Source organism: Blastococcus sp. TML/M2B, from assembly GCF_016612865.1.
Lineage (GTDB): Bacteria > Actinomycetota > Actinomycetes > Mycobacteriales > Geodermatophilaceae > Blastococcus.
In genome coordinates, this window is sequence record NZ_JAENZZ010000002.1 from 1,410,898 (window position 1) to 1,433,489 (window position 22,592).

Genomic DNA, 22,592 nt, shown 5'->3' on the forward strand with positions numbered 1-22,592 from the left:
TAGGCTTCGGCCCGTCATGACCGGTCCCTCCCGCCGCCCCGCCCGCTCCCGCCGTGACCGCCACGGCCGCGGCCTGCGCGGCCGCCTCGTGCCGGCGGAGGTGCCGCTGTCCCGCAGCCGGGCCGAGCAGTTCGACGACCTCGTCCTCGACGCGGTCGAGGACCTCGAGCGCCGCTGGGAGCGGGAGCTGGCCGGCGTGGAGTTCGCCGTCGAGGACGTGCCCTGGGTGGAGCACACCAGCCCCGATGACGTGGTGCTGGACGCCGACGTGCTCGACGACGCCAGCGTGCCCCTGGCCCGCGTGCTGCCCGCGCACCGCGAGGACGGCCGGGAGGTCCCGCCCCGGATCGTCGTCTACCGGCGCCCGCTGGAGCTGCGCGCCGCCGACCGGGACGACCTCGCGGACCTCGTGCGCGACGTCGTCGTCGACCAGGTCGCGGTGCTCCTGGGCCGCGATCCGGAGGAGATCGACCCCACCGGCTGAGCAGGCCGGTCCCGGCGTCCTGGGATGCTGGGCGCGATGGACGTTCCCGCGGCGGCCGCCGGGCCCTGGATGGCGCTCGGCGCGGTGCTCGGGATCCTGCTGCTGGTCGCGGTCGCGGCGACCACCGCCCGGCTGCGCGGCCGCCCGACGGCGGCTCCCCCGGCGCCCCCGGTTCCCGGGCCGGACGACGTCCCGCCGCGCGACGACCTCGCCGAGTTCCTGGCGCGTCCCCCCGGCACCCCCGGCGCGGCGGACGACGTCCCGGAGGGGTGGGCCGTACTCGCCCCCGCCGCGCCCGCCGAGATCCCCGAGCCCGCACCGCCGGCGCCCGCACCCGCCTCGTCGCCCGGCACCGCGCTCGCGGTGCTCGCCGTCGTCGCGCTGCTGCTCGTGGGCGTCGCGGCGGCGCTGGCCGCGGGGTCCCGGTCGCCCGAGCCGGTCGCCGCCCCCACGGCGGCGCCGACCGCCGCGCCCACCCCGACCCCGGACCCCACCCCGGAACCGGGCCCCCCGGCTCCCCCGGCTGCCGACACCGCGCGGTTCGCCTTCGACGGGATCGTCCTGGAGGAGCACGCGGTCGGCATCACCGCCGCCTTCCCCGAGCTGGAGCTGACCTCCGACGGCGGGCGCACCGTCGCGCGGCTGCAGCTGCCGGCGGCCAACTGCCTGGCCGCCGTCGCGCCGGCGACGGCCGGGGACCCGGCATGCCGGACCGCGCGCACCGAGTACGCGGAGCTGGCGACGCCCGAGCTGCGCGTCGACGAGGACGGCGACGTGCTCACCGTCGCGGGACGGTTCGCCACCTGGTTGCGCCCGCCGGGTTCGGCGCCCCAGCCGACCGGCCGCAGCTACGACGTCGAGATCACCCTGGTGGCCCGCGGCGGCGACCGGCCCGCCGCGGAGGCGCGGCTGCGGTGGGCCGACCAGGTGGTCGCCGCCCGCTAGGGCCGCCGGCTCCCCAGGCGGCGGGCCACGTCCGGCGCCGGGAGCCGGCTGCGCAGCGGGAGGGAGAGCCCGGCCGAGGGCGCCCCGCGCTCGGTCCGCACCCCCGGCGTCCCCGCCGGCGCCCACCACGGCCGGCGGTCGGCGTCCTCGACCAGGGTGAGCAGCCCACCCGGGCCGCCGTCGGTGACCGCGACCTCCAGCCGGCCGGCGGCGGCGTGCAGCCGCGCCGCGGCGCGCAGGAACGCCCGGTGCCGGTGATCGGGTTCCTGCGCCAGCAGCGCCGGCAGCAGCCGGTCGATCTCCCGGGGGTCGCTGCTTCGCCGGACCGGTGCGCCGTCGTCGTCCAGGGCGTCGACCAGCCGGGTGGTGCGCGCGGTGGCCATCCGGGCCGCGGGCCAGCGGGCGGCCAGCCGGCGGGCGGTCGGATCCCCCAGCGGCAGGCCGGCCAGGTGCAGCGACCACGGGCCGCGCAGCCGGCCGAGCAGGTCGGCGATGCCGTCGGCCAGCCCGGCCGCGGCGTCCTCGTCGGCGGCCAGCAGCCGGGCCGTCGGGCCGCCGGGCGGCACGGGGAGGCCGTCGCCCAGCAGGGTCACCGCGGTGACGGGGCCCCGGCGGCGCAGGGTCAGGAAGGCCGCGGCGGCCGTGGTCCGGCCGCTGCCGTCGACGACGACGGCCACCGGTCGCCCGGCGCGCCGCTGCGCGGCCTGCACGTTGAGGACGGCGGTCAGCCAGGGCGCCCGGGCGGTGCCCGGCGCGCGGAGCCGGCGGGCGAGGGGCGCGGCGGCGCGGAGCTCACCGGCCACGGCGTCGCGGCCGGAGGCGACCCGGGTACCCATGCCCGAATAGCACCACAGCCGCCGACGGGGGCCGTCGGCGGCTGTGCGGTGCGCCCCGATCCCGGGGCGTGGGTGCTGCGGGTCAGACGGCCCGGCGGCGCAGGCGACGGCGCTCGCGCTCGGAGAGCCCGCCCCAGATGCCGAAGCGCTCGTCGTTGGACAGCGCGTACTCGAGGCACTCGGCCTTGACCTCGCAGCCGGTGCAGATCTTCTTCGCCTCGCGGGTGGAGCCGCCCTTCTCCGGGAAGAACGCCTCCGGGTCCGTCTCGGCGCACAGGGCGCGCTCCTGCCAGGACTGGCCCTCGGACTCCAGGCCGATGCCCAGCAGGCCGCTGATCCCGGAGCCGGCGGGGGGCGCCGAGGCCCTGACCGGCAGCCGACCCGAATCGGTCGGTCACCCGGTCACCTCCGCTGACGTAATCGCTCAACCACGACACCTCGGCCATGACGATGCGTCCCCTCTCGCTCTCGTCCCGGTGCGCGGCTTCCGGGAGGCTCCCGATCCGCTCAGCACTCGATGACATCGCCGGAATTACACGCGTGTCGTTGCCCAGCCGTCAACTTTGCACGGTGTAAGCGACACGCCACACGGGCCCCACCCGTCACACCCCGTTCGTCACATCTCGTCTGCTCCTCCGACACGCCCGTGGAACAGTGCACAACTGCCTATCGGGCACGATGTCTTTCGTGCAGATCGTGGTGCTGGCAGGTGGGACCGGAGGGGCTCGATTCCTGAGGGGGGTGCGGGCCGCGGTACCGGAGGCGGAGATCACCGCGGTGGTCAACACCGGGGACGACGTGACGATGCACGGGCTGCGCATCTGCCCGGATCTCGACACCGTCGTCTACACCTCTCGGCGGGGGCATCGACGAGGAACGCGGCTGGGGCCGGGTCGGTGAGAGCTGGACGGTCAAGGAGGAGCTCGCCGCCTACGGCGCCGACCCCGACTGGTTCGGCCTCGGCGACCGCGACCTCGCCACCCACCTCATCCGCACCCGCATGCTCGACGCCGGCTACCCGCTCTCCGCGGTGACCGCCGCGCTCGCCGACCGCTGGCAGCCCGGGGTCACGGTGCTGCCGATGAGCGACCAGCGGGTCGAGACCCACGTCGTCGTGACCGACCCCGAGACCGGCCGGCCGCGCGCCATCCACTTCCAGGAGTGGTGGGTGCGGCACCGGGCGGAGCTCGAGGCATCGGCGTTCGTGCAGGTCGGCGTGGACGCCGCCCGCCCTGCCCCCGGCGTCGCCGAGGCGTTCGCCGCCGCCGACGCCGTGCTGCTGGCGCCGTCGAACCCCGTGGTGTCGATCGGCACCGTCCTCGGCGTGCCCGGCCTGCGCGAGGCGCTGCTGGCCACCCCGGCGCGGATCGCGGGCGTCTCCCCGATCGTGGGCGGCGCGGTCGTGCGCGGCATGGCCGACCGGTGCCTGCCGGTGCTGGGCATCGAGGTCAGCGCGGAAGGCGTCGGCCGGCACTACGGCGCCCGTGGCGACGGCGGCCTGCTCGACGCCTGGCTGGTCGCCCCCGGCGACCCGGCCGACGTCCCCGGCGTCGACGTCCGGCAGGTGCCGCTGCTGATGTCGGACCCCGACGCGACGGCGGCGCTGGCCCGCGCCGCCCTCGACGCCGCCGGTGTCTGAGCCCGGCGCCGTGCCGGCGGGCGTCACCGTGCTGCCCGTCGCCGGGCTGCCGGAGTTCGCCCCCGGGGACGACCTCGCCGCGGCGATCGCCGAGCGCGCCCCGTGGCTGGCCGACGGCGACGTCGTCGTCGTCACCTCTAAGGTGGTCTCCAAGGTCGAGGGCGCGCTGGTCCCCGTCCCGCCGGACGCCGACCGCGAGGCCGTCCGGCAGGCCGCCATCGACGGGCAGACCGTGCGCGTGGTCGCCCGCCGCGGACCGCTGAAGATCGTGCAGACCCCGCACGGCTGGGTGGTCGCCGCCGCCGGGATCGACGCCTCCAACGTCGACCAGGGCTCGCTGGTCCTGCTCCCCGAGGACTCCGACGCCTCCGCCCGCGCGTTGCGCGCCCGCCTCGCCGAGCTGCTCGGCGTCGACGTCGCCGTGGTGGTGAGCGACACCTTCGGCCGCACCTGGCGGGAGGGGCTCACCGACGTCGCCCTCGGCTCGGCCGGGATCACCGCGCTGGTCGACCACCGCGGCGCGGTCGACGCGCACGGCAACCGGCTGGAGACCACCCGCATCGCCGTCGTCGACGAGCTCGCCTCGGCCGCCGACCTGGTCAAGGGCAAGCTCGACGGCGTGCCCGTCGCGGTCGTCCGCGGCCTCCCCTTCGACCGGCCGGCGGAGGACGAGGGCACCCGGCCGCTGGTCCGGCTGCCCGCCGACGACCTCTTCCCCTACGGCTCCCGCGACGTGGTGGGCTCCCGCTCCCCGGCCGGTGACCTGCTGCCCCGGGCCGGCGAGCTCGAGGCGGTCGCGGCCGCCTTCCGCACCGCCGGCGCCGCCCTGCCGGAGTTCCCGGTGGTGCTGCGGCACGGCGGCGAGGGCGACGGCGTCGTCGACGTCCACCTGAGCGACGCGGTCACCACGACGACGGCGCTCAACCTGGGCGCGCAGCTCGGCGCGGTCATCGTGCAGCTGCACGCCGAGGGCTGGCGGACCCGCTGGGAACCCGCGGCGACCGCCGGTGGGACCTCACTCGTCGGGAGGCTGTGGGTGGGTTCGGACCCCGCCTGAGCTGCGGTCTCGGCTAGCGTGCCGACCCATGCGCGGGATCATCCTGGCCGGTGGCACGGGGAGTCGGCTCTTCCCCATCACGCAGGCGGTGAGCAAGCAGCTCATGCCGGTCTACGACAAGCCGATGATCTACTACCCGCTCTCGACGCTGATGATGGCCGGCGTCCGCGAGGTGCTGATCATCACCACCCCCGGCGACCAGGAGGCCTTCCGCCACCTGCTCGGCGACGGCAGCCGGCTGGGCATGCGGATCGAGTACGCCGTGCAGCCCCGCCCCGAGGGGCTGGCCCAGGCCTTCCTCATCGGCGCCGAGTTCCTGGGCGGCGAGGCGGCCGCACTCGTGCTGGGCGACAACATCTTCTACGGCGCGGGCCTGGGCACCGCCCTGGCGCGGCTGCCCGAGCCCGCCGGAGGGCACGTCTTCGCCTACCACGTCGCCAACCCCCGGGAGTACGGCGTCGTCGAGTTCGACCCCGACGGCCGGGTGCTGTCGATCGAGGAGAAGCCGGAACGCCCGCGCAGCTCCTACGCCGTCCCGGGGCTGTACTTCTACGCTAGCGACGTCGTCGAGGTGGCCCGCGGCATCACCCCCAGCGCGCGCGGCGAGCTGGAGATCACCGCGGTGAACGAGCACTACCTGCGCGAGGGCCGGCTCACGGTCACCGCGCTGGACCGCGGCACCGCCTGGCTGGACACCGGCACCTTCGCCTCGCTGCGCCAGGCCACCGAGTTCGTCTCGGTGGTCGAGGAGCGGCAGGGGCTGAAGATCGGCTGCATCGAGGAGGTCGCCTGGCGCAACGGCTGGCTGGACGACGACGGCCTGCGGCGGGCCGCCGAGCCGCTGGGCAAGAGCGGCTACGGCGACTACCTGCTGAACCTGCTCGCCGACCGCTGACCTCCGCCCCGGGGGCAGAAATGGCCATTTCTGCCCCCGGGGTCACATCCGGCGGTAGTCGGTCGGGGCGAAGCGCGGGCCGCGCCGGGGACGGCGGGGTCCGCCGGCCAGCAGCAGGCGCACCACCCGCTGGCGGTGCCCCCGCCACGGCTCCAGCAGCGCGAGCATGCCCTCGTCGTCGGTGACCCGGGCGCCGGTCAGGGCGAAGCCGATCTGGTTCTTCAGGTGGTAGTCGCCGACGCTGACGGTGTCGGGGCAGCCCAGGGTCCGCTGCACCACCTCGGCCGCCGTCCAGACGCCGATGCCGGGCACCGAGCGCAGCCGCCGCTGCAGGGTGGGCGAGTCGCAGCCCTCGGCCGGCTCCAGCCGGTCGGCCACCGTCGCCACCGCGCGCAGCGCCCGGCGGCGCGCGCCGTCGAGCCCGCAGGCGTGCCACTGCCAGTCGGTGATCTCCAGGACCCGCCGCGCCGACGGGAGCACGCGCATCCCCTCCGGCGCCGGCCCGGGCGCGGGCTCCCCGGCCAGCCGCAGCAGCTCCCGCCAGACGCGGTTCGCCTCGACGGTGGTGACCTTCTGCTCGAGGACGGCGGGCACCAGCGCGTCCCACGTCCGGCCGGTGCCGCCCAGCCGCAGCCACGGCGTGCGGCGGTGCAGGTCGGCGACGAGCGCGTGACCGCCCGGGTCGAACGTGGCGACCGGGTCCTCGGCGCCGAGGGAACGCGGCACGGCGGCACCGGCGCACTCCGCACCCGGCCCCCACGCCTGCACCGCGACCCGGCCGGCGGCGTACCGGATGCGCACGGTGGCCGGGCCCTCCGGCGTGCTGGTGGTCCGCCAGATGCCCTCGGGCGTGATCCGCATCGCGGGGTCGGCGACGCCGCGGTGGTGCGCGGCGACGGCCCGGCGGAGGTCCAGCGGCCAGTCCGGCTCCCAGGTCGCCTCGTACGGCGCGGTCACCAGCGCGGCACCGCTCACCGGGGACCACCGGCCGGGGTCGCCACCGCGTCCTGCTCCGTGCCGTCCGGACCGGCCCCGGCCCGCTCGACGTCGTCCCGGCCCGCGCGGCGGCGCCGGGCGGCGGACAGCGCCGCGCGCCCGCCCGCCTCCAGCAGCACCGCGAGCAGCAGGCCCGTCGCGAACGCGGCGTGCACCGTGTGCTTCGCCAGCTCGTAGTACCCGTCGCTGAGCGCGATCAGCGCCTGGCTCACCGCGTAGCCGGTCAGCAGCAGCGCCAGCACGCCGCGGACGGCCCGCCCCGCCTCCCGCGAGCGAGCCCAGCGGACCCCGGCCACCGCCCCGCCCAGCCAGACGAACGCGATCGCCGGCACCGGCCAGCCCGTGGGCAGCAGGCCCAGCAGCCAGAAGACCGGGCTCGGTCGCTGCGCAAGCTCCGGGTCGCCGTCCACCTCGCCGGGCAGGTTGGCCAGGTAGTCGACCCGCGCCTCGGTCACGGCGTCGAAAGCCTGCGGGACCAGCTCGAGGAACCGGTCGGGGTGGGCGGCGAAGAAGCCGAGGTAGGTCTTCCAGGAGAACACCGTCCAGGCGTTGTCCTCGATGAGCGGATCGCCCCAGGGGGTGTCGGTCTCCCAGGCGTTCGTGCCGGCGTAGCGGGCCAGCTCGGGCGGCAGCCCCATCTCCTCGAGGTCCGCGCGCGGGTCGTCGGACTCCACCAGGAGCGTGTGGAAGAGCAGGTTGTACTTGTTGCCGTTGCTCAGCCCCTCCCCCTGGCCCCGGGCGGTCAGCGCCAGCAGCAGCCCGGCGACGCCGAGGAGCACCAGCAGGGAGACCACGGGACGGCGGAGGCCGCCGCGGACCGGCTGCGCCGGGCGCTCCCGGTAGCGCCGGCTGAGCAGCAGGGCCAGCCCGACCGCCGGGACGACGGTGACCAGGGCGGTCTTGGCGGCCCCGGTGAACGCGACCGCCGCGACCAGCAGCAGCAGCCACGGCCAGGTCCGGTTCACGACCACGCCCACGCCGGCGGCGCACACCCAGAGCAGCCCGATGAAGCCGGCCTGGTCGGTGTAGCCGGAGTTCAGGTAGGTGACGAAGCCGATGTCGCTGACCGCGACGACCACCAGCGCGACCAGCGGCCAGCGCGCGCCGAGCCCGCCGGGCAGGGCGAGGAACAGCGCCGCCGCCCCGAGGCCGAGGAGCACCGCACCGACGACGGCCAGGACGGCCATGTCGAAGCCGTCGTCCCCGGTCACCAGCCGGGAGGCCCAGTAGGTCAGCTGCAGGACCGGGCGCCACGAGGTGGCGTACCGCCAGTTCTCCCCCGGGCAGCTGTTGCCCGGCAGGTAGTCGCCCTCGAACCCCTGCTGCGAGGAGTCCGGGCCGATGCCGAGCCCGAGCCGGCACACCAGCCGGTCGGCGTCGCCGTTGTCGGCCAGGCCGACCGTCCCGCTGACGAACAGCTGGGCCAGCACGACCGCCGTCGTGACGGCGAGCACGACCCCGGCGCCCAGGGCGCGGACGCGCCGGGACGGGACGTCCGGCGCCCGCCCGTCCGGCGGGTCGGCAACCGGCCGGGGGCCGCGGGGAAGACGCACGACGTCCATCTTCCGCGATCCCGGCGCCGGGTGCGGGGTACGCGCGCGAGAAGCGTCACAGCGCGCCGCCCGTCCGCCGGTCAGCTGAAGCGGCTGCCGTGCCCCGCCTCGACCTCGGCCAGCAGCTGCTTGACCCGCTCCGCGTCGCCCACCGGGCAGACCATCGTCACGTCGGCGGTGTGCACCACGACGCTGTCGCGCACGCCGATCAGCGCGACGAGGTGGTCGGGGTCGTCGGAGAGGACGACGTTGCCGGAGCTGTCGAGCAGCACCCGCAGCCCGCGGCCGGCGTTGCCGGCCTCGTCGGTCTCGAGGGTGTGCGCGAGGGCCGGCCACGAGCCGATGTCCAGCCACTCGACGTCCAGGTCGACGACGGCGACGCGGCCCGGCTCGGCGGCCGCCGGCTCCAGGACGGCGTAGTCGACGCTGATCTTCGGCAGGGTCGGGAACACCTCGGCCAGGACGGCGTCGCGCTCCGGGCCGGCGGGCGCGGCCACGATGCGCGCCAGCCCCGTCGCCGACTCCGGCAGGTGGTCGGCGAGCGCGTCGAGCACCGTCTGCGCCCGCCACACGAACATGCCGGAGTTCCAGACGTACTCCCCCGACGCCAGGTAGGCCTCGGCCGTCTCGCGGTCGGGCTTCTCGCGGAACGACGCCGCCTCCGCCGCACCGGCGACCTCCGTCGGTGCGCCCTTCTGCACGTAGCCGAACCCGGTCGCCGGGGACGTCGGCGTCACGCCGAGGGTCACCAGCGCCCGGGGGCGGACGGCGAGCAGGTCGTAGGCGGTGGTGAGCGCGGCAGCGAAGCGCTCGACCGGGCGGATCACGTGGTCGGCGCTGACGACGGCGAGCTCGGCGTCCGGGTCGATGTCGGCCACCAGCGCGGCGGCGAGGCCGACGGCGTTGGCGGTGTCGCGGGCCACCGGCTCGAGCACCAGCCGGTCCGGGCGCAGCCGCGGCAGGGCCGCCCGCACCATGTCGGCGTAGCGGGCGGCGGTGCACACCCAGATCTGCTCGGCCGGCAGCACCGCCTCGAGGCGGGTGAACGCCTCCTCCAGCAGGCTGTGCGCGCCACCGTCCGCGTCGGCGACGACGTCGAGCAGCTGCTTGGGGCGCTGGGCGCGGGACAGCGGCCACAGCCGCGTGCCGGAGCCGCCCGCCATGATCACGGCGTGTCGCATCGTGGTCCCTCTCGTCGGTCGGTCGTCCGGCCGGCTCAGGGGTGGCCGGTGGTGGGGTGGGAGCCCGGGGCGTCCGGGTGGTCGTGCGGGAGCTGGTCCACGGTCTGCTGCGGCTGCGCGCCCTCGTCGACCCGCCGGCTCGCGTAGGAGAGCAGCATCCGGGCGCCGAGGCCGGCCCGCAGGGCGCCGCGCAGCGGGGCGTGCCGGCGCCGCGGGAAGTCGGCGGAGAGGTACCGCAGCGCGCTGGTGTGGTGCACCCGCTGCATGCGCCGGGCCGAGCGCCGCGTGGCGTGCCCGCCCTCGTGGGTGACGACCGCCGTGGGCACGTAGACGTGCAGCCAGCCGCGCTGCCCGAGGCGGCGGGCGAGGTCGACGTCCTCGAAGTACATGAAGTAACCGGGGTCGAAGCCGCCGACCGAGGCGTAGGCGGCGAGGTCGACCAGCAGGCAGCTGCCCGACAGCCAGCCGGCCGGGCGCTCGGCGATCTCGTCCCGCTCGCGCCGGTAGCGCGCCGTCCACGGGTTCGCCGGCCACACCCAGCCCAGCAGCGCGTGCCCGATGCCGGTCGAGAGCGACGGCAGGTCCCGGGCCGAGGGGTAGATGGCCCCCTCGGGGGTGCGGATGGCCGGGCCCAGGGTGGCCGCCCGCGGCCAGCGGGCCGCGGCCTCGACCAGCTCGTCGACGGCGCCGGGCTCGAAGCGGACGTCGGGGTTGGCGACGACCGCGTAGCCGGTCGTGGCGCCGGCCAGCGCGGCGTTGGCGGCCGCGCCGTAGCCGATGTTGCCGCCGGTGCGCAGCAGGGTGACCTCGGGCCGCTGCCGCGCGGCCCGCTCGGGGACGCCGTCGGTCGAGCCGTTGTCGGCAAGGACCACCTCGTAGGGGCGGCCGGTGGCCAGCGCGAGGGAGTCGAGGAACCCCTCGAGCGTCTCGCCCGGGGAGTAGGTCACCACGACCACCCGCAGCGGCGCGTCGACCCGGGCGCTGTCGACCGGAGCGCTGTCCACGGAGGTCACCCTACGTCGGGGCCGCGCCGTCCCCGGCGGGGTGCCGCGGCCGCCGCGTAGGCGTTCAGGTGCTGCTCCGCGCAGGCCCGCCAGGTGAATCCGGCGGCCCGCGCGACCGCCGCGGCCGAGAGCCGGGCGCGCTCGTCCGGGTCGGCCAGGAGCGCGCCGAGCCGGTCGCCGATCGCAGCGGCGTCGTACCCGGTGTAGGCCACGGCGTCGCCGCCGACCTCCGGCAGGGCCAGCGAGCGGGTGGTGAGCACCGGCGCTCCGCAGGCCATCGCCTCGAGCACCGGCAGCCCGAACCCCTCGGCCAGGCTCGGGTAGGCCAGCACCTCCGCGCCGCCCAGGAACCCGGCGAGCAGCTCCAGCGGCAGATAGCCCGGGCGCAGCACCTCCAGGTGGTCGGGCACGCGGGCGAGCACGTCGTCCACCCGCTCGTCCCAGCCGCGGCCACCGGCCAGCACCAGCGCGGGCGGGTCGGGCAGATCGGCGACGGCGCGCTGCCAGCCCTCGATCAGGGCGGGCACGTTCTTGCGCGGCTCGATCGTGCCGAGGAAGCCGACGTACCGGCCGGCGCGCAGCCCGAGGTGCTGCCGCGCCGCGGCCACCTCCTCGGCCGAGGGCACGTGGAAACGGGCGGCGTCCACGCCGTGGTGGGCGACCTCGACCTGGCCGTGCACGCCGCGGGCCACCCGGGCCAGCTCGTCGAGCGTCGCCCGCGAGGGCACGACGCAGCGGGCCGCCCGGCGCAGCGAGACCTCCGTCCACGCGCGGAAGAAGACCCGCTTGACCCGCTGGTGCACCTCGGGGTGGGTGAAGAAGGTGGCGTCGTGCAGCGTGGTCACCACGGGCAGCCGCGCGGCCAGCGGCATCGTGTAGTGCGGGCAGTGCAGCACCTCGGCGCCCACCTGCCGGGCCACCCGCGGCAGGCCGGCCTGCTCCCAGGCCAGCCGGGCGGGCCGGCGCGCGACGCCCTCGGGGGCGGTCACCACCCGCGCCCCGGGCACCAGCTCCCGGTAGAACGGCTCGTCGCGGACCTGGCAGACGACGGCGAGGTCGGCGCCCAGCTCGGCGAGCGCGGGCAGCAGCTGGTCGACGTACCGGCCGACGCCGCCCCGGTCGGCGGGCACCGCGGTGGCGTCGACGAGGACGCGCGGCATGCACCGGAGCCTAGCGGCGGGCGCCCGGCCCGCCCGCGCCACCGGGAGCGCGGCGGCCGCTGTGCCACGATGGATGCGCCCGGCCTCCGGCCCCCACCCCGTGCGAGCTGCCGCGGCCGCGCCCAGTCGAAGGAACTCCCGCATGCCCCAGCCCACCGGTGACGGTGCCGCGACGACGGCCCTCGAGGACGCCGCCGCCCCCGCCCCCACCGCGGCGGCACCGCGCGACGCGGCGACCACGCGGCAGGGCCGGCTGGAGTTCCTCGACGCGCTGCGCGGCATCGCGGCGCTGGTCGTGGCGGTGCAGCACCTGGGCGAGACGCAGTGGGTCGGGCTGCTGGGCTGGTCGCACCACTGGTTCCGGCTGGGCGAGTTCGGCGTCCTGGTCTTCTTCCTGTGCAGCGGCTTCATCATCCCGGCCTCCTTGGAGCGCCGGAACGACCTCGTGGAGTTCTGGATCGGCCGGTTCTTCCGGCTGTGGCCGCTCTACCTCGCCGTGGTCGCGGTGGCCCTGGGGGCGTGGGCCCTGTCCGACCGGATCGGCGCGCCCGAGGGCTACCGGGTCGTCGAGGACTCGCTGCTGAACACCACGATGCTACAGGTCTTCACCACCCGCCCGCTGGTCATCGGCGCTTCCTGGACGCTGGGCTACGAGCTGGTCTTCTACCTGCTGGTGTCGGTGCTCTTCCTGCTCGGCCTGCACCGCGCCTCGGCGACGACGGCCGTGGTGCTGCTGGTCTCCGCCCTCGCCCTCGGCGGCACGACGACGGTCTTCATGGTCCAGCGGCAGCCCGACCACTGGTGGACCTTCCCGGTCGCCGGCGCGCTGCTGCTCCTGGTCGCCGCCGCGCGGGTCCCGGGCCTGGCCCGGCAGATCGCACTCCTGGGCATGGGCGCGGTCGTGGTCGTGGCCCTGGCCAACCGCCCGCACGAGATGTACTTCTCGCTGCTCCTGCTGGGCTCGATGTTCGTCGGCACGGTGCTCTACCGGTGGACCGTCGGCCAGCTGAGCGGCCGGACCGCTGCCGGGGTCTACGGCCTCGGCGTGCTGGTGATCGTGCTGTGCCAGTACACCTGGCACGTCGGCTACCTGGAGCCGATCAGCGGCGAGACACCCAGCTGGCTCACCCAGACCGCCACCTTCCTGGGCGCCTACGCCGTCTTCGGCGCGGCGCTGCTGCTGCGCCGGTACCGCTGGCCGCGCCCCCTGGTCTACCTCGGGACGATCAGCTACTCGGTCTACCTGCTGCACGCGCTCGTGCTGCTGCTGGTGCTCCCGCCGGTGCCGGGTGGCCCGTGGGCGAACTTCGCGGCGCTGCTCGCGATCACCCTGGTCGCGTCGGCCCTGACGTACCGCTTCGTCGAGCGGCCCGGCATCGCGCTGGGCCGCCGCGTCGTCGCTGCCCGGCGCGAGCGCCTGGCCGCGCGCGGCTAGCTGCCCAGCTCCCGGTACAGCTCCCACAGCCGGGTCGCGGCCGCGGTCCAGGAGAACTCCGCGGCGCGGGCGAGGCCCCGCCGCACGAGGTCGCGGCGCAGCTCCTCCTCCCCCACCACCCGGGCCAGCGCGGCGGCCAGCGCGGCGGCGTCGCCGACCGGGGCCACCGCGGTCGCCCCGCCGCCGACCTCGACCAGCGCCGGGTCGTCGGAGGTCACCACCGGGACGCCGGCGGCCATGCCCTCCAGCGCCGGCAGCCCGAAGCCCTCCGCCCGGCTCGGGACGACCACCGCCGCGGCCCCGCGCAGCAGCGCGGCCAGGTCCGCGTCGGGGATCCGGCCCAGCGCGCGCACCCGGCCGGCCGGTAGGCCGGCCGCGGCCGCCATCCCGGCGAGGTCGACCCCGCCCCAGCCCGGCTGGCCGGCGACGAGCAGCGGGAGGTCGGGGGCGCCGGGCTCGCACAGGGCGGCGACCAGGACGTCGAGCCCCTTGCGCGGTTCGAGCGTCGCCGTCGTCATCAGGTACCCGCCGGACGCAACCCCGAGGGCGGCGAGCCGCTCGGCGGCGTCCGGCGGCGGCGCCAGGCGGCCGGAGACGCCCTCCCCCACCACGACGACGGGGCATCGCAGGTCGAGGTGCCCGCGCAACGCCCGGGCGACCGCCTCGGTGGGGACGACGACCGCGGCCGCCGACCGCGCCGCCCGCTCGCCCATCCGGCGGTGCCAGTGCGCGCCGCGCGGGGTGAGCGTCTCCGGGTGCGTCCACGGCACCGCGTCGTGCACCGTCACCACGACCGGCGGCCCACCACCCAGCGGCGCGAGCAGGGTCGGGGCGTGCAGCAGGTCGATGCCCCGCGGGCGCGGCAGCGCGGTGCGCTCCCACGCGGCGACCAGGGGGCGGCGCGGCAGCGGCAGCCGGCGCGGGCCGCGCACCCCCGGGACGGCCGCCGCGGCGGGATCCCGGTGCCAGGCCGTCCAGCCGGCGACGTCGTCCTCCGGGGCGGCCGTGGCCGCCAGCGCCTCGGCGACCTCGGCGGCGTACCGCCCCGTCCCGCCGGGCACGGGGGCCAGCAGCTGCTCCACGACCACTCCGACCCGCACGCCCCGACCCTAGGTGCGCGACGATGCCGCGGTGCGAATCGGACTGGACGCCACCCCGCTGCTCGGCCCCCGCACCGGCGTCGGCCGGTACACCGGGGAGCTGGTGCGCGCCCTGGCCGCGGCGCCGGGCGACGAGGTCGTGGCGACCGCGTTCACGTTCCGCGGCACCGATCGGCTGCGCGAGCTGCTCCCGCCGTCGGTGGAGGTGCGGGCGCGGCGGATGCCGGCCCGCGTGCTGCGCGAGCTGTGGCGGCACGCCGAGGTCCCGCCGGTCTCCTGGTCCACGGGTCGGGTCGACCTCTTCCACGCCACCAACTTCGTGCTGCCGCCGGTGGGCCGGGCCACCGGCGTGGTGACCGTGCACGACCTGTCCTTCCTCCGCACCCGGGACGCCGTCGACGCCGCCTCGCTGGCCTACCGCGACCTGGTGCCGCGCAGCATCGACCGCGCCGCCGTCGTCGTGACGCCCAGCCGGGCGGTCGCCGACGAGGTCGTCGCCGAGTACGGCACCGACCCGGCCCGCGTCCTGGCCACCCCCCTCGGGGTCTCGCCGACCTGGCTCGGCACGGAGCGCCCGGATGCCGCCTGGCTGGCCGCCCGGGGCCTGCCCGCCGACTACGTCGTCGCCGTCGGCACGCTCGAACCGCGCAAGGGGCTGCAGACGCTGGTCGACGCCTTCGACCAGGTGCTGCGCGCCGACCCGACCGCCCCCCACCTCGTGCTGGTGGGCCCGGAGGGGTGGGGCGCGGCGCTGGACCTCAGCCGGCTGCCCGCCGGCACGGTGCACCTGACCGGCTTCCTCGACGACGAGGAGCTGCGCCGGGTGGTGGCCGGCAGCCGGGGCCTGGCGTTCCCGTCGCGGTACGAGGGCTTCGGGCTGCCGCCGCTGGAGGCCCTGGCCTGCGGCCGGCCGGTGGTGGTGAGCGACCTCCCGGTCATGCGCGAGGTGCTGGGCGGGCACGGGCGGTACGTGCCCGTCGGCGACGTCGACGCCCTGGCCGAGGCGCTGGCCGCGCTCCCGCTCGAGGAGCCCGGCGAGGTCGCGGCGGCCCGCCGGGAGCACGCGGCCACGTTCAGCTGGGCGACCTGCGCCGACCGCACCCGGGCCGCCTACGCGCTCGCCCGCTCGGCCGGCTGACCGGCCGTCGCCACTCGGGACCACGCCCGGCTGGGCTAATCTCCCCGGGTGCGTCGGAACGCCGGGCGTCCCGGCAGGGCACCGCTGGACCGCGCACCCGCCGGACCACCAACGCAGCATCACGCAACGAGGGGCGACGCATGCCAACGGCCTTGATCACCGGTGTCACCGGGCAGGACGGCCTCTACCTCGCCGAGCTCCTGCTCGGCAAGGGCTACACCGTCTACGGCCTGGTCCGGGGCCAGAACAACCCCAAGGTCGAGCTGGTGCAGCGGATCCCGGGGCTCAAGCTGCTGTTCGGCGACCTGACCGACCTCTCCAGCCTGCTGCGCGCCGTGCACGCGGCGCAGCCGGACGAGATCTACAACCTCGGCGCGATCTCCTTCGTCGCGTACTCGTGGGAGAACGCCCACCTGACGTCGGACGTCACCGGCAAGGGCGTGCTCAACATGCTCGAGGCCACCCGGCTGTACTGCGGCGACGACCCCGCCAAGGTGCGCTTCTACCAGGCGTCCAGCTCGGAGATGTTCGGCAAGGTGCAGCAGGTCCCGCAGTCCGAGGAGACGCTGCTCTGGCCGCGGTCGCCCTACGGCGTGGCCAAGGTCTTCGGCCACTACATGACCATCAACTACCGCGAGTCCTACGGGATGCACGCCTCCTCCGGCATCCTGTTCAACCACGAGTCGCCGCGCCGCGGGCCGGAGTTCGTCACCCGCAAGGTCACCCGGGCGGTCGCCCGCATCTCCCTGGGGCTGCAGCAGAACATCGAGCTGGGCAACCTGGACGCCCGCCGCGACTGGGGGTTCGCCGGCGACTACGTCGAGGCGATGTGGCTGATGCTGCAGCAGGAGCAGGCCGACGACTACGTCATCTCCACCGGCGAGACCCACTCCATCCGGGAGCTGCTGGACGTCGCCTTCCGGCACGTCGGCATCGACGACTGGTCCTCCTACGTGGTGCAGAACCCCGCCTTCATGCGGCCGGCCGAGGTCGACCTGCTCATCGGCGACGCCTCCAAGGCCCGGGCCGCCCTCGGCTGGGAGCCGAAGGTGGGCTTCGAGCAGCTCATCACGATGATGGTCGACTCGGACCTCGACGAGCAGCGCAGCCTGGCCGGCTGACGTGGCCACCGCTCTGGTCACCGGCCTGGCCGGTCAGGACGGCGGCTACCTCGCGGAGCAGCTCGTCGCGGCCGGCCACGTCGTCCACGGCGTCGTCTCCCCCGCGCACGACCCCGCGGGGGTGCCGGAGCACCTGCGCGCCCTCGGGGACTCCCTCGTCGTCCACGAGGCCGACCTCCGCGACCTCCCCGCGCTGACCGCGCTGGTCGACGAGGTCTCACCCGACCGGCTGTTCAACCTGGCCGGCATGTCCAGCGTCGCCGCGTCCTGGGAGGACCCGGTCGGCGCCCTGGAGGTCAACGCCCGCCCCGTCCTCGGCCTGCTGGAGCACCTGTTCCAGCGCACCGAGCGCGGCGCGGCGCCGACCCGGTTCGTGCAGGCCTCCAGCGCCGAGGTCTTCGCCGGCTCGGGCCGGACGCCGATCGACGAGGCGTGCCCGGTCTCCGCCGTGAACCCCTACGGCGCGGCCAAGGCGTTCGCCCACCAGGCCGTGGGGATGTACCGGCAGCGCGGGCTGCACGCCAGCTCGCTGGTGCTGTTCAACCACGAGTCGCCGCGCCGCCCGCACCGCTTCGTCACCCGGAAGATCACCGCCGGGGTCGCGGCCATCGCCGCGGGCCGGGCGGACCGGCTGACGCTGGGCAACCTGGCGGTGCACCGCGACTGGGGCTGGGCGCCGGACTACACGCGGGCGATGGTGCTCGCGGCGGACGCGGAGACCCCCGACGACTACGTCGTGGCCACCGGCGAGTCGCACAGCCTGTTCGACCTCGTGGAGACCGCGTTCGCCCAGGTCGGCATCGCCGACTGGCGGCCCTACGTCGTCTCCGACGCGGCGCTGGTCCGCCCGGCCGACGCCGAGGTGCTGGTCGGCGACTCGACCCGGCTGCGGACGCGGCTGGGCTGGGCGCCGACGGTCGACTTCGCCGGGATGGTCGCCGCCATGGTCGCCGCGGACGTCGCGGAGCCGGCAGCGGACCAGCCGGCCTGACGCTGCGGGCCCGGAACTGACACGGCGCTCCGGCCCGCCTCCGCGGAGGAGGGCCGGAGCGCCGCGCCGGACGGGTCAGCTGCCGGCGGCCTCCGCGCCACGGCCGTCACGGGCCTCGACCCCACGGGTCTCGACCTCACGGACCTGGGCCGCGCGGGCCTCGGCCTCGAGGGCCCGGATCGTGGCGGCCTGGAGCTCGTTGACCCGGGCCAGCAGCGGGTCGACCTGGAACGCCGTCGCCTTGCGCAGGACCCGCTTCACCAGCCGCACCGACCGGCGGCCGTGGTTGGTGTCCGGCGGGCCGAGGTAGGGCAGCCGGCGCAGCGGCGCCGAGCGCTGGGCGACCTCGGCGGCCGAGGAGGCGGACCCGGCGCGGGTGCCGGCCGCGCCGGACCGGGTGAGCGAGGGCCGGGTCGAGGCCCGCTCCCGCACCCGCTCCTGCAGCCCGGTGCGCAGGTCGCCGCCCTCGGGCAGCACCTCCTCGGTCCAGCTGGCGGTGGCGGGGACGTGCTCCAGCGGGAGGCGCTCGATCATCGCGGCGCGCAGCTCGGCGTCGTCGTCCACGAGCCGGACGTCCGCCCGGGCCGCCGCCTGCTCGGCCAGTCCGCCGACCCGGGTGGCGATGACCGGCCGGTCGAACAGGGCGGCCCGCTCCATGACCCCCGACGACCAGATGGCCCGGTAGGGCAGCACCACGACGTCGGCGGCGACGATCCAGCGGTCGAAGAGCTCGTCGCTCACGTAGCCCAGGTGCACCGTGGCGCCGTCCACGCCCTCGGCGAGCTCGACGAGGTCGCTGGCGTACCGGACCATGTCCGGCTCGTCGGTCCGGACCGAGCCGACGACGTCGAGCCGGGCGCCGGCGACCGCGAGCCCGTCGAAGGCCTCGACCGCCCGGTCGAAGCCCTTGGACGGCTGGACGAAGCCGATCGCCAGGAAGACGAAGGCATCGGGCTCGATGTCCAGGGAGGCGCGGGCGGCCGCCCGATCCAGGTGCGTGTGCGGGCGGAAGTCCGCCCCGTGCGCGATCAGCTCGACCTTGGCGGGGTCCACGCCGAAGTCGGCGATGAAGGCGTCCCGCTCGGAGGCGGTGTGCACCTTGATCGACTCCGGCAGGTGCCACAGCCGGCGGGCCACCTGGCCGTCGGGACGGCGGGGGTCGCCGAACCGGCCGTCGATCTCGTGCACCACGACCTCGAGCCGGCGGGCGAGGGCGAAGGGCACCATCAGCGCGGCGCTCTCGACCATGCGGGCCTTCGCCCGGCCCGGCTCGGTGTAGAAGAAGTCGGGGTGGAACTGGACAATCACCCGGTCGTAGTCCCGGATCCGCTTGGCCAGCGCCAGGGCACCGCGCGGGCCGCGCAGGTCCAGGTGGTGGTGGGCGGCGCTCGGGCCGGGCGAGAGCACCTCGACGTCGAGGCCCTCGCGGCGCAGCGCGCGCACCGTCTGCAGGGCGTAGGAGGCGATGCCGTCCCGCACCGGGGGGTACGGGGAGATCATCAGCACCCGCTCGCGCGGTGCCGTCACGGCGCCGTCGTCCATTCCACGAGTCCCTTCTCGACGCCGTCGAGCATCTGCTCCCAGGTGTAGTGCTCGAGCACGTAGTCGCGCCCGCCCTTCGCCAGCCGGCGGGCCAGCTCCGGCGCCTCGGCCACCAGGCGCAGGCACTCGACGAACTCGGCCTCGTCGTCGTAGACCAGCCCGGCTCCGGAGCGCTCGCAGTGCCAGCGCACGACGTCGCTGCCGCCGTTGGCGATGACCGGGGTGCCGGCCAGCCAGGCCTCCATGACCGTGCGCGAGAACGCCTCGTACCGGCTGGACTGGATGTAGACCTCGGCCGCGGCGAAGGCGTTGTCCCGCTCCGCGTCGGGCAGGAAGCCCAGGTCGAACACCTTGCCCTCCAGCGACGCCGGCGGGTGGACCTCGCCCGAGCCGAACGTGACCAGCGACAGCGGCAGGCCGCCCTCGACCGCGCGGCCGAACGCGGCGAGCATGTCCTCCCAGCCCTTGGCGCCCTCGCGCCGGCCCGCGTAGAGCACGAAGCGGTCGGGCAGCCCGTACCGCTCCTTGAACCCCGCGGCGTCGTAGCTCTCCGGGATCTCCACCCCGCAGCCGACGACGGAGTGCGGCGCCAGCTTCGGCGACACCCGGTGGGCCAGCTCGTGCTCGGGCTCGGTCATGAACAGCAGCCCGGCGATGCCGGACAGGACCGGCGCGAAGAGGTCGAGGTAGGCGGCCGGCTCGTCGTGCAGGCAGGCCAGCAGCACGCTCTTGTCCGGCAGCAGCTGGCTGCCGGCGTAGGCGGGCCAGAACATGTAGGGCGCGAAGACCAGCGCCCGGTACTCGTCGCCGTGGTCGAGCAGGTGGTGGTACATCTCCGGCGAGCGCATGTTGGCGTTCATCCACCGCTGCTGCTCGACCAGCCCGAGCGGCTGACCGGTGGCGACGGCGTGGTTGAGCCAGCCGCGCTCGGCGTCGTCGTCGAAGACGGCGGGGAACCGGCGGACCGCCAGCCCCTGCTCGACCGACTCCCCCGCCGGCAGGACGTTCTCCCAGCCGAAGTGGTCCAGCGCGCAGGTGGTCAGGACCTCGACGTCCCAGCCGCGGTCACGCAGCCGCCTGCCCATCTCGGCGAGCACGATCTCGGCGCCGCCGACCATCCCCTCGCCGAACCGGGCGGGCACGAGGCCGATCCGTCCCCGGCGGTCCGGAGCCCCCGTCGAGCTCATGTCGTCCCCCTTCGATCGGTGCTCTGCTGCGGCCGGCACGTCAGCGCTCACCGGCCACGCTGTCCAGCGGCACGCCGCCCCGCGGCACGGCCCGGTCGGCGACCCGGTACCCCGGGGCCAGGTGCACCGCACCGTCCTCGTAGGCGTCGGTGACCACGCGGAACGTCGCCACCCGGTTGACCCGGTGGTAGACGGTGCGGTTCCCCGTCGAGGCCACGGCGACGCTCACCTGGTAGACGCCCTCGGACAGCGGCACCTCCGGGAACTCCACGGTGACCTCCTCGGGGCCGCCGCTCAGCTCGGGCAGGGTGAAGCCCTGCATGTCGCTGTTGGCGCCCCAGACCACCTGGCCGCCGCTGTCCTCGACCGCGACGCCGACGATCCAGTCGTCCAGCCGGCTGCCCGGGTCGACGCGGAAGCGCACCTGCAGCCCCGCGCCGGAGGGCAGCGTGCGCACCGGCCGGCCGTCGGAGTCGGCGACCGAGACCTCGGAGATCGTCACCCGGCGGGTGCCCTGGGCGGCGAGGTCGACGTTCTTCTCCTCCTCCGCCTCCTCCGCGGCCTGGTTCAGGTCGCGGAAGGCGCGGACCGCCTCGGTGGGCGTCCCGTCGACGACCTGCCGGCCGTGGTCGAGCAGGACGGCGCGGTCGCACAGCTGGCGCACCTGGTCCAGGCTGTGGCTGACGAAGACGATCGTGCGGCCCTCGCGCTGGAAGCGCCGGATGCGGTCCAGGCACTTGCGCTGGAAGGGCTCGTCACCGACCGAGAGCACCTCGTCGACCAGCAGGATCTCCGGGTCCACGTGCACGGCCACGGCGAAGGCCAGCCGCACGTACATGCCGCTGGAGTAGAACTTCACCTGGGTGTCGATGAAGCTCTCGATCCCGGAGAAGTCGACGATCTCGTCGAAGTAGGCGTCGGTCTGCTTGCGGGTGAGCCCGAGGATCGCGGCGTTGAGGTAGACGTTCTCGCGGCCGGTGAGGTCGCCGTGGAACCCGGCGCCGAGCTCGAGCAGCGCCGCCAGCCGGCCCCGCCGCTCGACGTAGCCCGTGGTCGGCGTGAGGATCCCGCCGATGATCTTGAGCAGGGTGCTCTTGCCGGAGCCGTTGTGCCCGATCAGGCCGGTGGTGCTGCCCGAGGCGAAGGTCACGTCGATGTCGCGCAGCGCCCAGAACTCCTCGGCGTTCTCGCGGGACCGCCGCGCGTTGACGAGGCGCTCCTTGAGCGACTTGTCCTTGCGCAGCGCGAACTGCTTGGAGACGCCGCTGACGCGGATGACGTCGGTCATGGGGGTCAGAGCTCCTGGGCGAAGTTGCCCTGGGAGCGGGCGAAGACCCGCTGGGCGAACCAGACGAAGACGGCGCCGAAGGCGATTATCACACCGAGACGCAGGTACAGGTTGCCGTCGTAGTAGAAGGCCGCTCCGGCCTCGGTCTGCCCACCGGGCCACAGCGCCCGCTGGAAGGCCAGCACGACGTTGGCCATCGGGTTGGCCAGGTAGACCTGGAACAGCCACGCGAGGTCGTTGTCGACGGTGAGCGTGGTCCGGACCTTGGTCCAGTCGTAGACGATCGGCGTCATCCAGAACCACAGCAGCAGGCCGACCTCGACCAGGTGCGTGACGTCGCGGAGGAAGACGTTGCTGGCGGCGAGCAGCAGGCCCAGGCCGACGGAGAAGAGCACCAGGGCCAGGAGCGCGAGCGGGACCAGCCCGAGGTCCCCCACGGACGGGAAGTTCCAGGTCGCGACGTAGGCGAGGACGAGGATGACCGCCTGCAGCAGCACGTTGACCAGCGCCGCACCCACGACCGCCAGCGGGAAGAGCTCGCGCGGGAAGTACACCTTCTTCACCAGGCCCGCGTTGCCGACGATCGAGCCGGTGCAGCCGCCGATGATGTCGGTGAACAGCGTCCAGGCCAGCAGCCCGGTGAACAGGTAGATGCCGAAGTCGGGGATGACCCGCCCCGAGCCGAGGAAGACGCCGATCGCCACCGCGTAGACCAGCAGGTACAGCAGGGGGCGCAGCAGGGTCCACAGGAAGCCCAGGACGCTGTCCTTGTACTTGACCTTCAGCTCTTTGCGGATCAGCTGGCCGAGCAGCTCCCGGTAGGCCCAGACGTCCCGGACGGTCGGGCCGAACCCCCGCCAGAAGGAGACCGGCTGGTTCACCCGCTCCATCGGCTGGTCCTCGAGGGGCACCTCGCCGGCACCGGCGGCGGGCCCCACGGTCCGCGTTCCCGCGGGCGGGGTGGCACCCCGAAGCTGTCCTGGCATGGCAGCGATCGTACGTACCGGTCCCTCTCGGTTCGCCTTCCCGAGGCCGACCGC

The 22,592-nt window shown here is 75.6% G+C and carries 22 protein-coding genes; 10 read left to right on the forward strand and 12 right to left on the reverse strand.

Annotation, left to right across the window (positions count from 1 at the left end):
* Positions 1 to 16 precede the first annotated feature (16 nt).
* Complete coding sequence (locus JKP75_RS15315) at positions 17 to 484, forward strand: metallopeptidase family protein (protein WP_200490479.1); 468 nt, start codon at positions 17 to 19, stop codon at positions 482 to 484.
* Positions 485 to 520: 36 nt separating this feature from the next.
* Positions 521 to 1,429, forward strand: coding sequence for a hypothetical protein (locus JKP75_RS15320; RefSeq protein ID WP_200490478.1), 909 nt, complete (start codon positions 521 to 523; stop codon positions 1,427 to 1,429).
* Here JKP75_RS15320 and JKP75_RS15325 read toward each other — a convergent pair.
* Both JKP75_RS15325 and JKP75_RS15330 read right to left on the reverse strand, forming a co-directional pair.
* On the reverse strand, positions 1,426 to 2,265 hold the full coding sequence (locus JKP75_RS15325) for a hypothetical protein (RefSeq protein WP_200490476.1): 840 nt from the start codon (positions 2,263 to 2,265) through the stop codon (positions 1,426 to 1,428). The genes JKP75_RS15320 and JKP75_RS15325 overlap by 4 nt on opposite strands.
* Before the next feature lie 82 nt (positions 2,266 to 2,347).
* Complete coding sequence (locus JKP75_RS15330) at positions 2,348 to 2,602, reverse strand: WhiB family transcriptional regulator (RefSeq protein ID WP_200493374.1); 255 nt, start codon at positions 2,600 to 2,602, stop codon at positions 2,348 to 2,350.
* Positions 2,603 to 3,006: 404 nt separating this feature from the next.
* Between JKP75_RS15330 and JKP75_RS23005 the strand changes: the two genes are divergently transcribed.
* Genes JKP75_RS23005 through rfbA form a run of 4 tightly spaced genes read left to right on the forward strand, consistent with a single transcriptional unit; the run spans position 3,007 to position 5,856 of the window.
* On the forward strand, positions 3,007 to 3,165 hold the full coding sequence (locus JKP75_RS23005; RefSeq protein ID WP_309229895.1) for a 2-phospho-L-lactate transferase CofD family protein: 159 nt from the start codon (positions 3,007 to 3,009) through the stop codon (positions 3,163 to 3,165).
* Complete coding sequence (cofD, locus tag JKP75_RS15335; protein WP_309230008.1) at positions 3,131 to 3,904, forward strand: 2-phospho-L-lactate transferase; 774 nt, start codon at positions 3,131 to 3,133, stop codon at positions 3,902 to 3,904. Before JKP75_RS23005 ends, cofD begins: the two co-directional genes overlap by 35 nt.
* Positions 3,897 to 4,961 carry a coenzyme F420-0:L-glutamate ligase gene (locus JKP75_RS15340; protein WP_200490470.1) on the forward strand — a complete coding sequence of 355 codons (1,065 nt, stop codon included), beginning with the start codon at positions 3,897 to 3,899 and terminating at the stop codon, positions 4,959 to 4,961. Before cofD ends, JKP75_RS15340 begins: the two co-directional genes overlap by 8 nt.
* A 28-nt stretch (positions 4,962 to 4,989) precedes the next feature.
* Positions 4,990 to 5,856, forward strand: a complete 867-nt coding sequence (gene rfbA / locus JKP75_RS15345) for a glucose-1-phosphate thymidylyltransferase RfbA (protein WP_200490468.1) — start codon at positions 4,990 to 4,992, stop codon at positions 5,854 to 5,856.
* Between the two features lie 42 nt (positions 5,857 to 5,898).
* Here the strand turns inward: rfbA and JKP75_RS15350 are convergent, their stop codons facing one another.
* The 5 genes from JKP75_RS15350 to JKP75_RS15370 all read right to left on the reverse strand — a co-directional run bounded on the left by JKP75_RS15350 (position 5,899) and on the right by JKP75_RS15370 (position 11,750).
* On the reverse strand, positions 5,899 to 6,831 hold the full coding sequence (locus JKP75_RS15350; protein WP_200491341.1) for a DNA-3-methyladenine glycosylase: 933 nt from the start codon (positions 6,829 to 6,831) through the stop codon (positions 5,899 to 5,901).
* The gene (locus JKP75_RS15355; protein ID WP_200493205.1) at positions 6,828 to 8,405 is read right to left on the reverse strand and encodes a hypothetical protein; all 1,578 of its coding nucleotides are present in this window, start codon (positions 8,403 to 8,405) and stop codon (positions 6,828 to 6,830) included. Before JKP75_RS15355 ends, JKP75_RS15350 begins: the two co-directional genes overlap by 4 nt.
* Positions 8,406 to 8,485: 80 nt before the next feature.
* A complete protein-coding gene (locus tag JKP75_RS15360) occupies positions 8,486 to 9,586 on the reverse strand; it encodes a mannose-1-phosphate guanylyltransferase (protein ID WP_200490466.1) in 1,101 nt (366 codons plus the stop codon).
* A 35-nt stretch (positions 9,587 to 9,621) separates the two neighbouring features.
* Positions 9,622 to 10,590, reverse strand: a complete 969-nt coding sequence (locus JKP75_RS15365) for a glycosyltransferase family 2 protein (protein WP_200490464.1) — start codon at positions 10,588 to 10,590, stop codon at positions 9,622 to 9,624.
* Positions 10,591 to 10,595: 5 nt separating this feature from the next.
* Positions 10,596 to 11,750 carry a glycosyltransferase family 1 protein gene (locus JKP75_RS15370; RefSeq protein ID WP_200490462.1) on the reverse strand — a complete coding sequence of 385 codons (1,155 nt, stop codon included), beginning with the start codon at positions 11,748 to 11,750 and terminating at the stop codon, positions 10,596 to 10,598.
* 142 nt (positions 11,751 to 11,892) lie between these two features.
* Here JKP75_RS15370 and JKP75_RS15375 point away from each other — a divergent pair, with 142 nt between their 5' ends.
* Positions 11,893 to 13,185 carry an acyltransferase gene (locus tag JKP75_RS15375; RefSeq protein ID WP_200490461.1) on the forward strand — a complete coding sequence of 431 codons (1,293 nt, stop codon included), beginning with the start codon at positions 11,893 to 11,895 and terminating at the stop codon, positions 13,183 to 13,185.
* On the opposite strand, the gene JKP75_RS15380 is transcribed toward JKP75_RS15375, so the two are convergent.
* Positions 13,182 to 14,285 (reverse strand): glycosyltransferase, encoded by a 1,104-nt coding sequence (locus tag JKP75_RS15380; protein ID WP_200493206.1) that lies wholly within the window; start codon positions 14,283 to 14,285, stop codon positions 13,182 to 13,184. The two genes, JKP75_RS15375 and JKP75_RS15380, sit on opposite strands and share 4 nt — an antisense overlap.
* 31 nt (positions 14,286 to 14,316) lie before the next feature.
* Between JKP75_RS15380 and JKP75_RS15385 the strand changes: the two genes are divergently transcribed.
* From JKP75_RS15385 to JKP75_RS15395, 3 genes are all read left to right on the forward strand, one after another.
* Complete coding sequence (locus JKP75_RS15385) at positions 14,317 to 15,423, forward strand: glycosyltransferase family 1 protein (protein WP_200490458.1); 1,107 nt, start codon at positions 14,317 to 14,319, stop codon at positions 15,421 to 15,423.
* Positions 15,424 to 15,563: 140 nt separating this feature from the next.
* The gene (locus JKP75_RS15390) at positions 15,564 to 16,544 is read left to right on the forward strand and encodes a GDP-mannose 4,6-dehydratase (protein WP_200490452.1); all 981 of its coding nucleotides are present in this window, start codon (positions 15,564 to 15,566) and stop codon (positions 16,542 to 16,544) included.
* 1 nt (position 16,545) lies between these two features.
* Entirely contained in the window at positions 16,546 to 17,535 is a 990-nt protein-coding gene (locus JKP75_RS15395) for a GDP-mannose 4,6-dehydratase (RefSeq protein WP_200490449.1), read from the forward strand.
* A gap of 75 nt (positions 17,536 to 17,610) precedes the next feature.
* Here JKP75_RS15395 and JKP75_RS15400 read toward each other — a convergent pair whose 3' ends face one another.
* The 4 genes from JKP75_RS15400 to JKP75_RS15415 form a co-directional block, all read right to left on the reverse strand.
* Positions 17,611 to 19,062 (reverse strand): glycosyltransferase family 4 protein, encoded by a 1,452-nt coding sequence (locus tag JKP75_RS15400; protein ID WP_200490448.1) that lies wholly within the window; start codon positions 19,060 to 19,062, stop codon positions 17,611 to 17,613.
* Positions 19,059 to 20,219, reverse strand: coding sequence for a glycosyltransferase family 4 protein (locus JKP75_RS24090; RefSeq protein ID WP_200493207.1), 1,161 nt, complete (start codon positions 20,217 to 20,219; stop codon positions 19,059 to 19,061). Before JKP75_RS24090 ends, JKP75_RS15400 begins: the two co-directional genes overlap by 4 nt.
* An 85-nt stretch (positions 20,220 to 20,304) precedes the next feature.
* Positions 20,305 to 21,552, reverse strand: coding sequence for an ABC transporter ATP-binding protein (locus JKP75_RS15410; protein ID WP_200493208.1), 1,248 nt, complete (start codon positions 21,550 to 21,552; stop codon positions 20,305 to 20,307).
* A 5-nt stretch (positions 21,553 to 21,557) separates the two neighbouring features.
* On the reverse strand, positions 21,558 to 22,538 hold the full coding sequence (locus JKP75_RS15415) for an ABC transporter permease (RefSeq protein ID WP_200490441.1): 981 nt from the start codon (positions 22,536 to 22,538) through the stop codon (positions 21,558 to 21,560).
* Positions 22,539 to 22,592 lie beyond the last annotated feature (54 nt).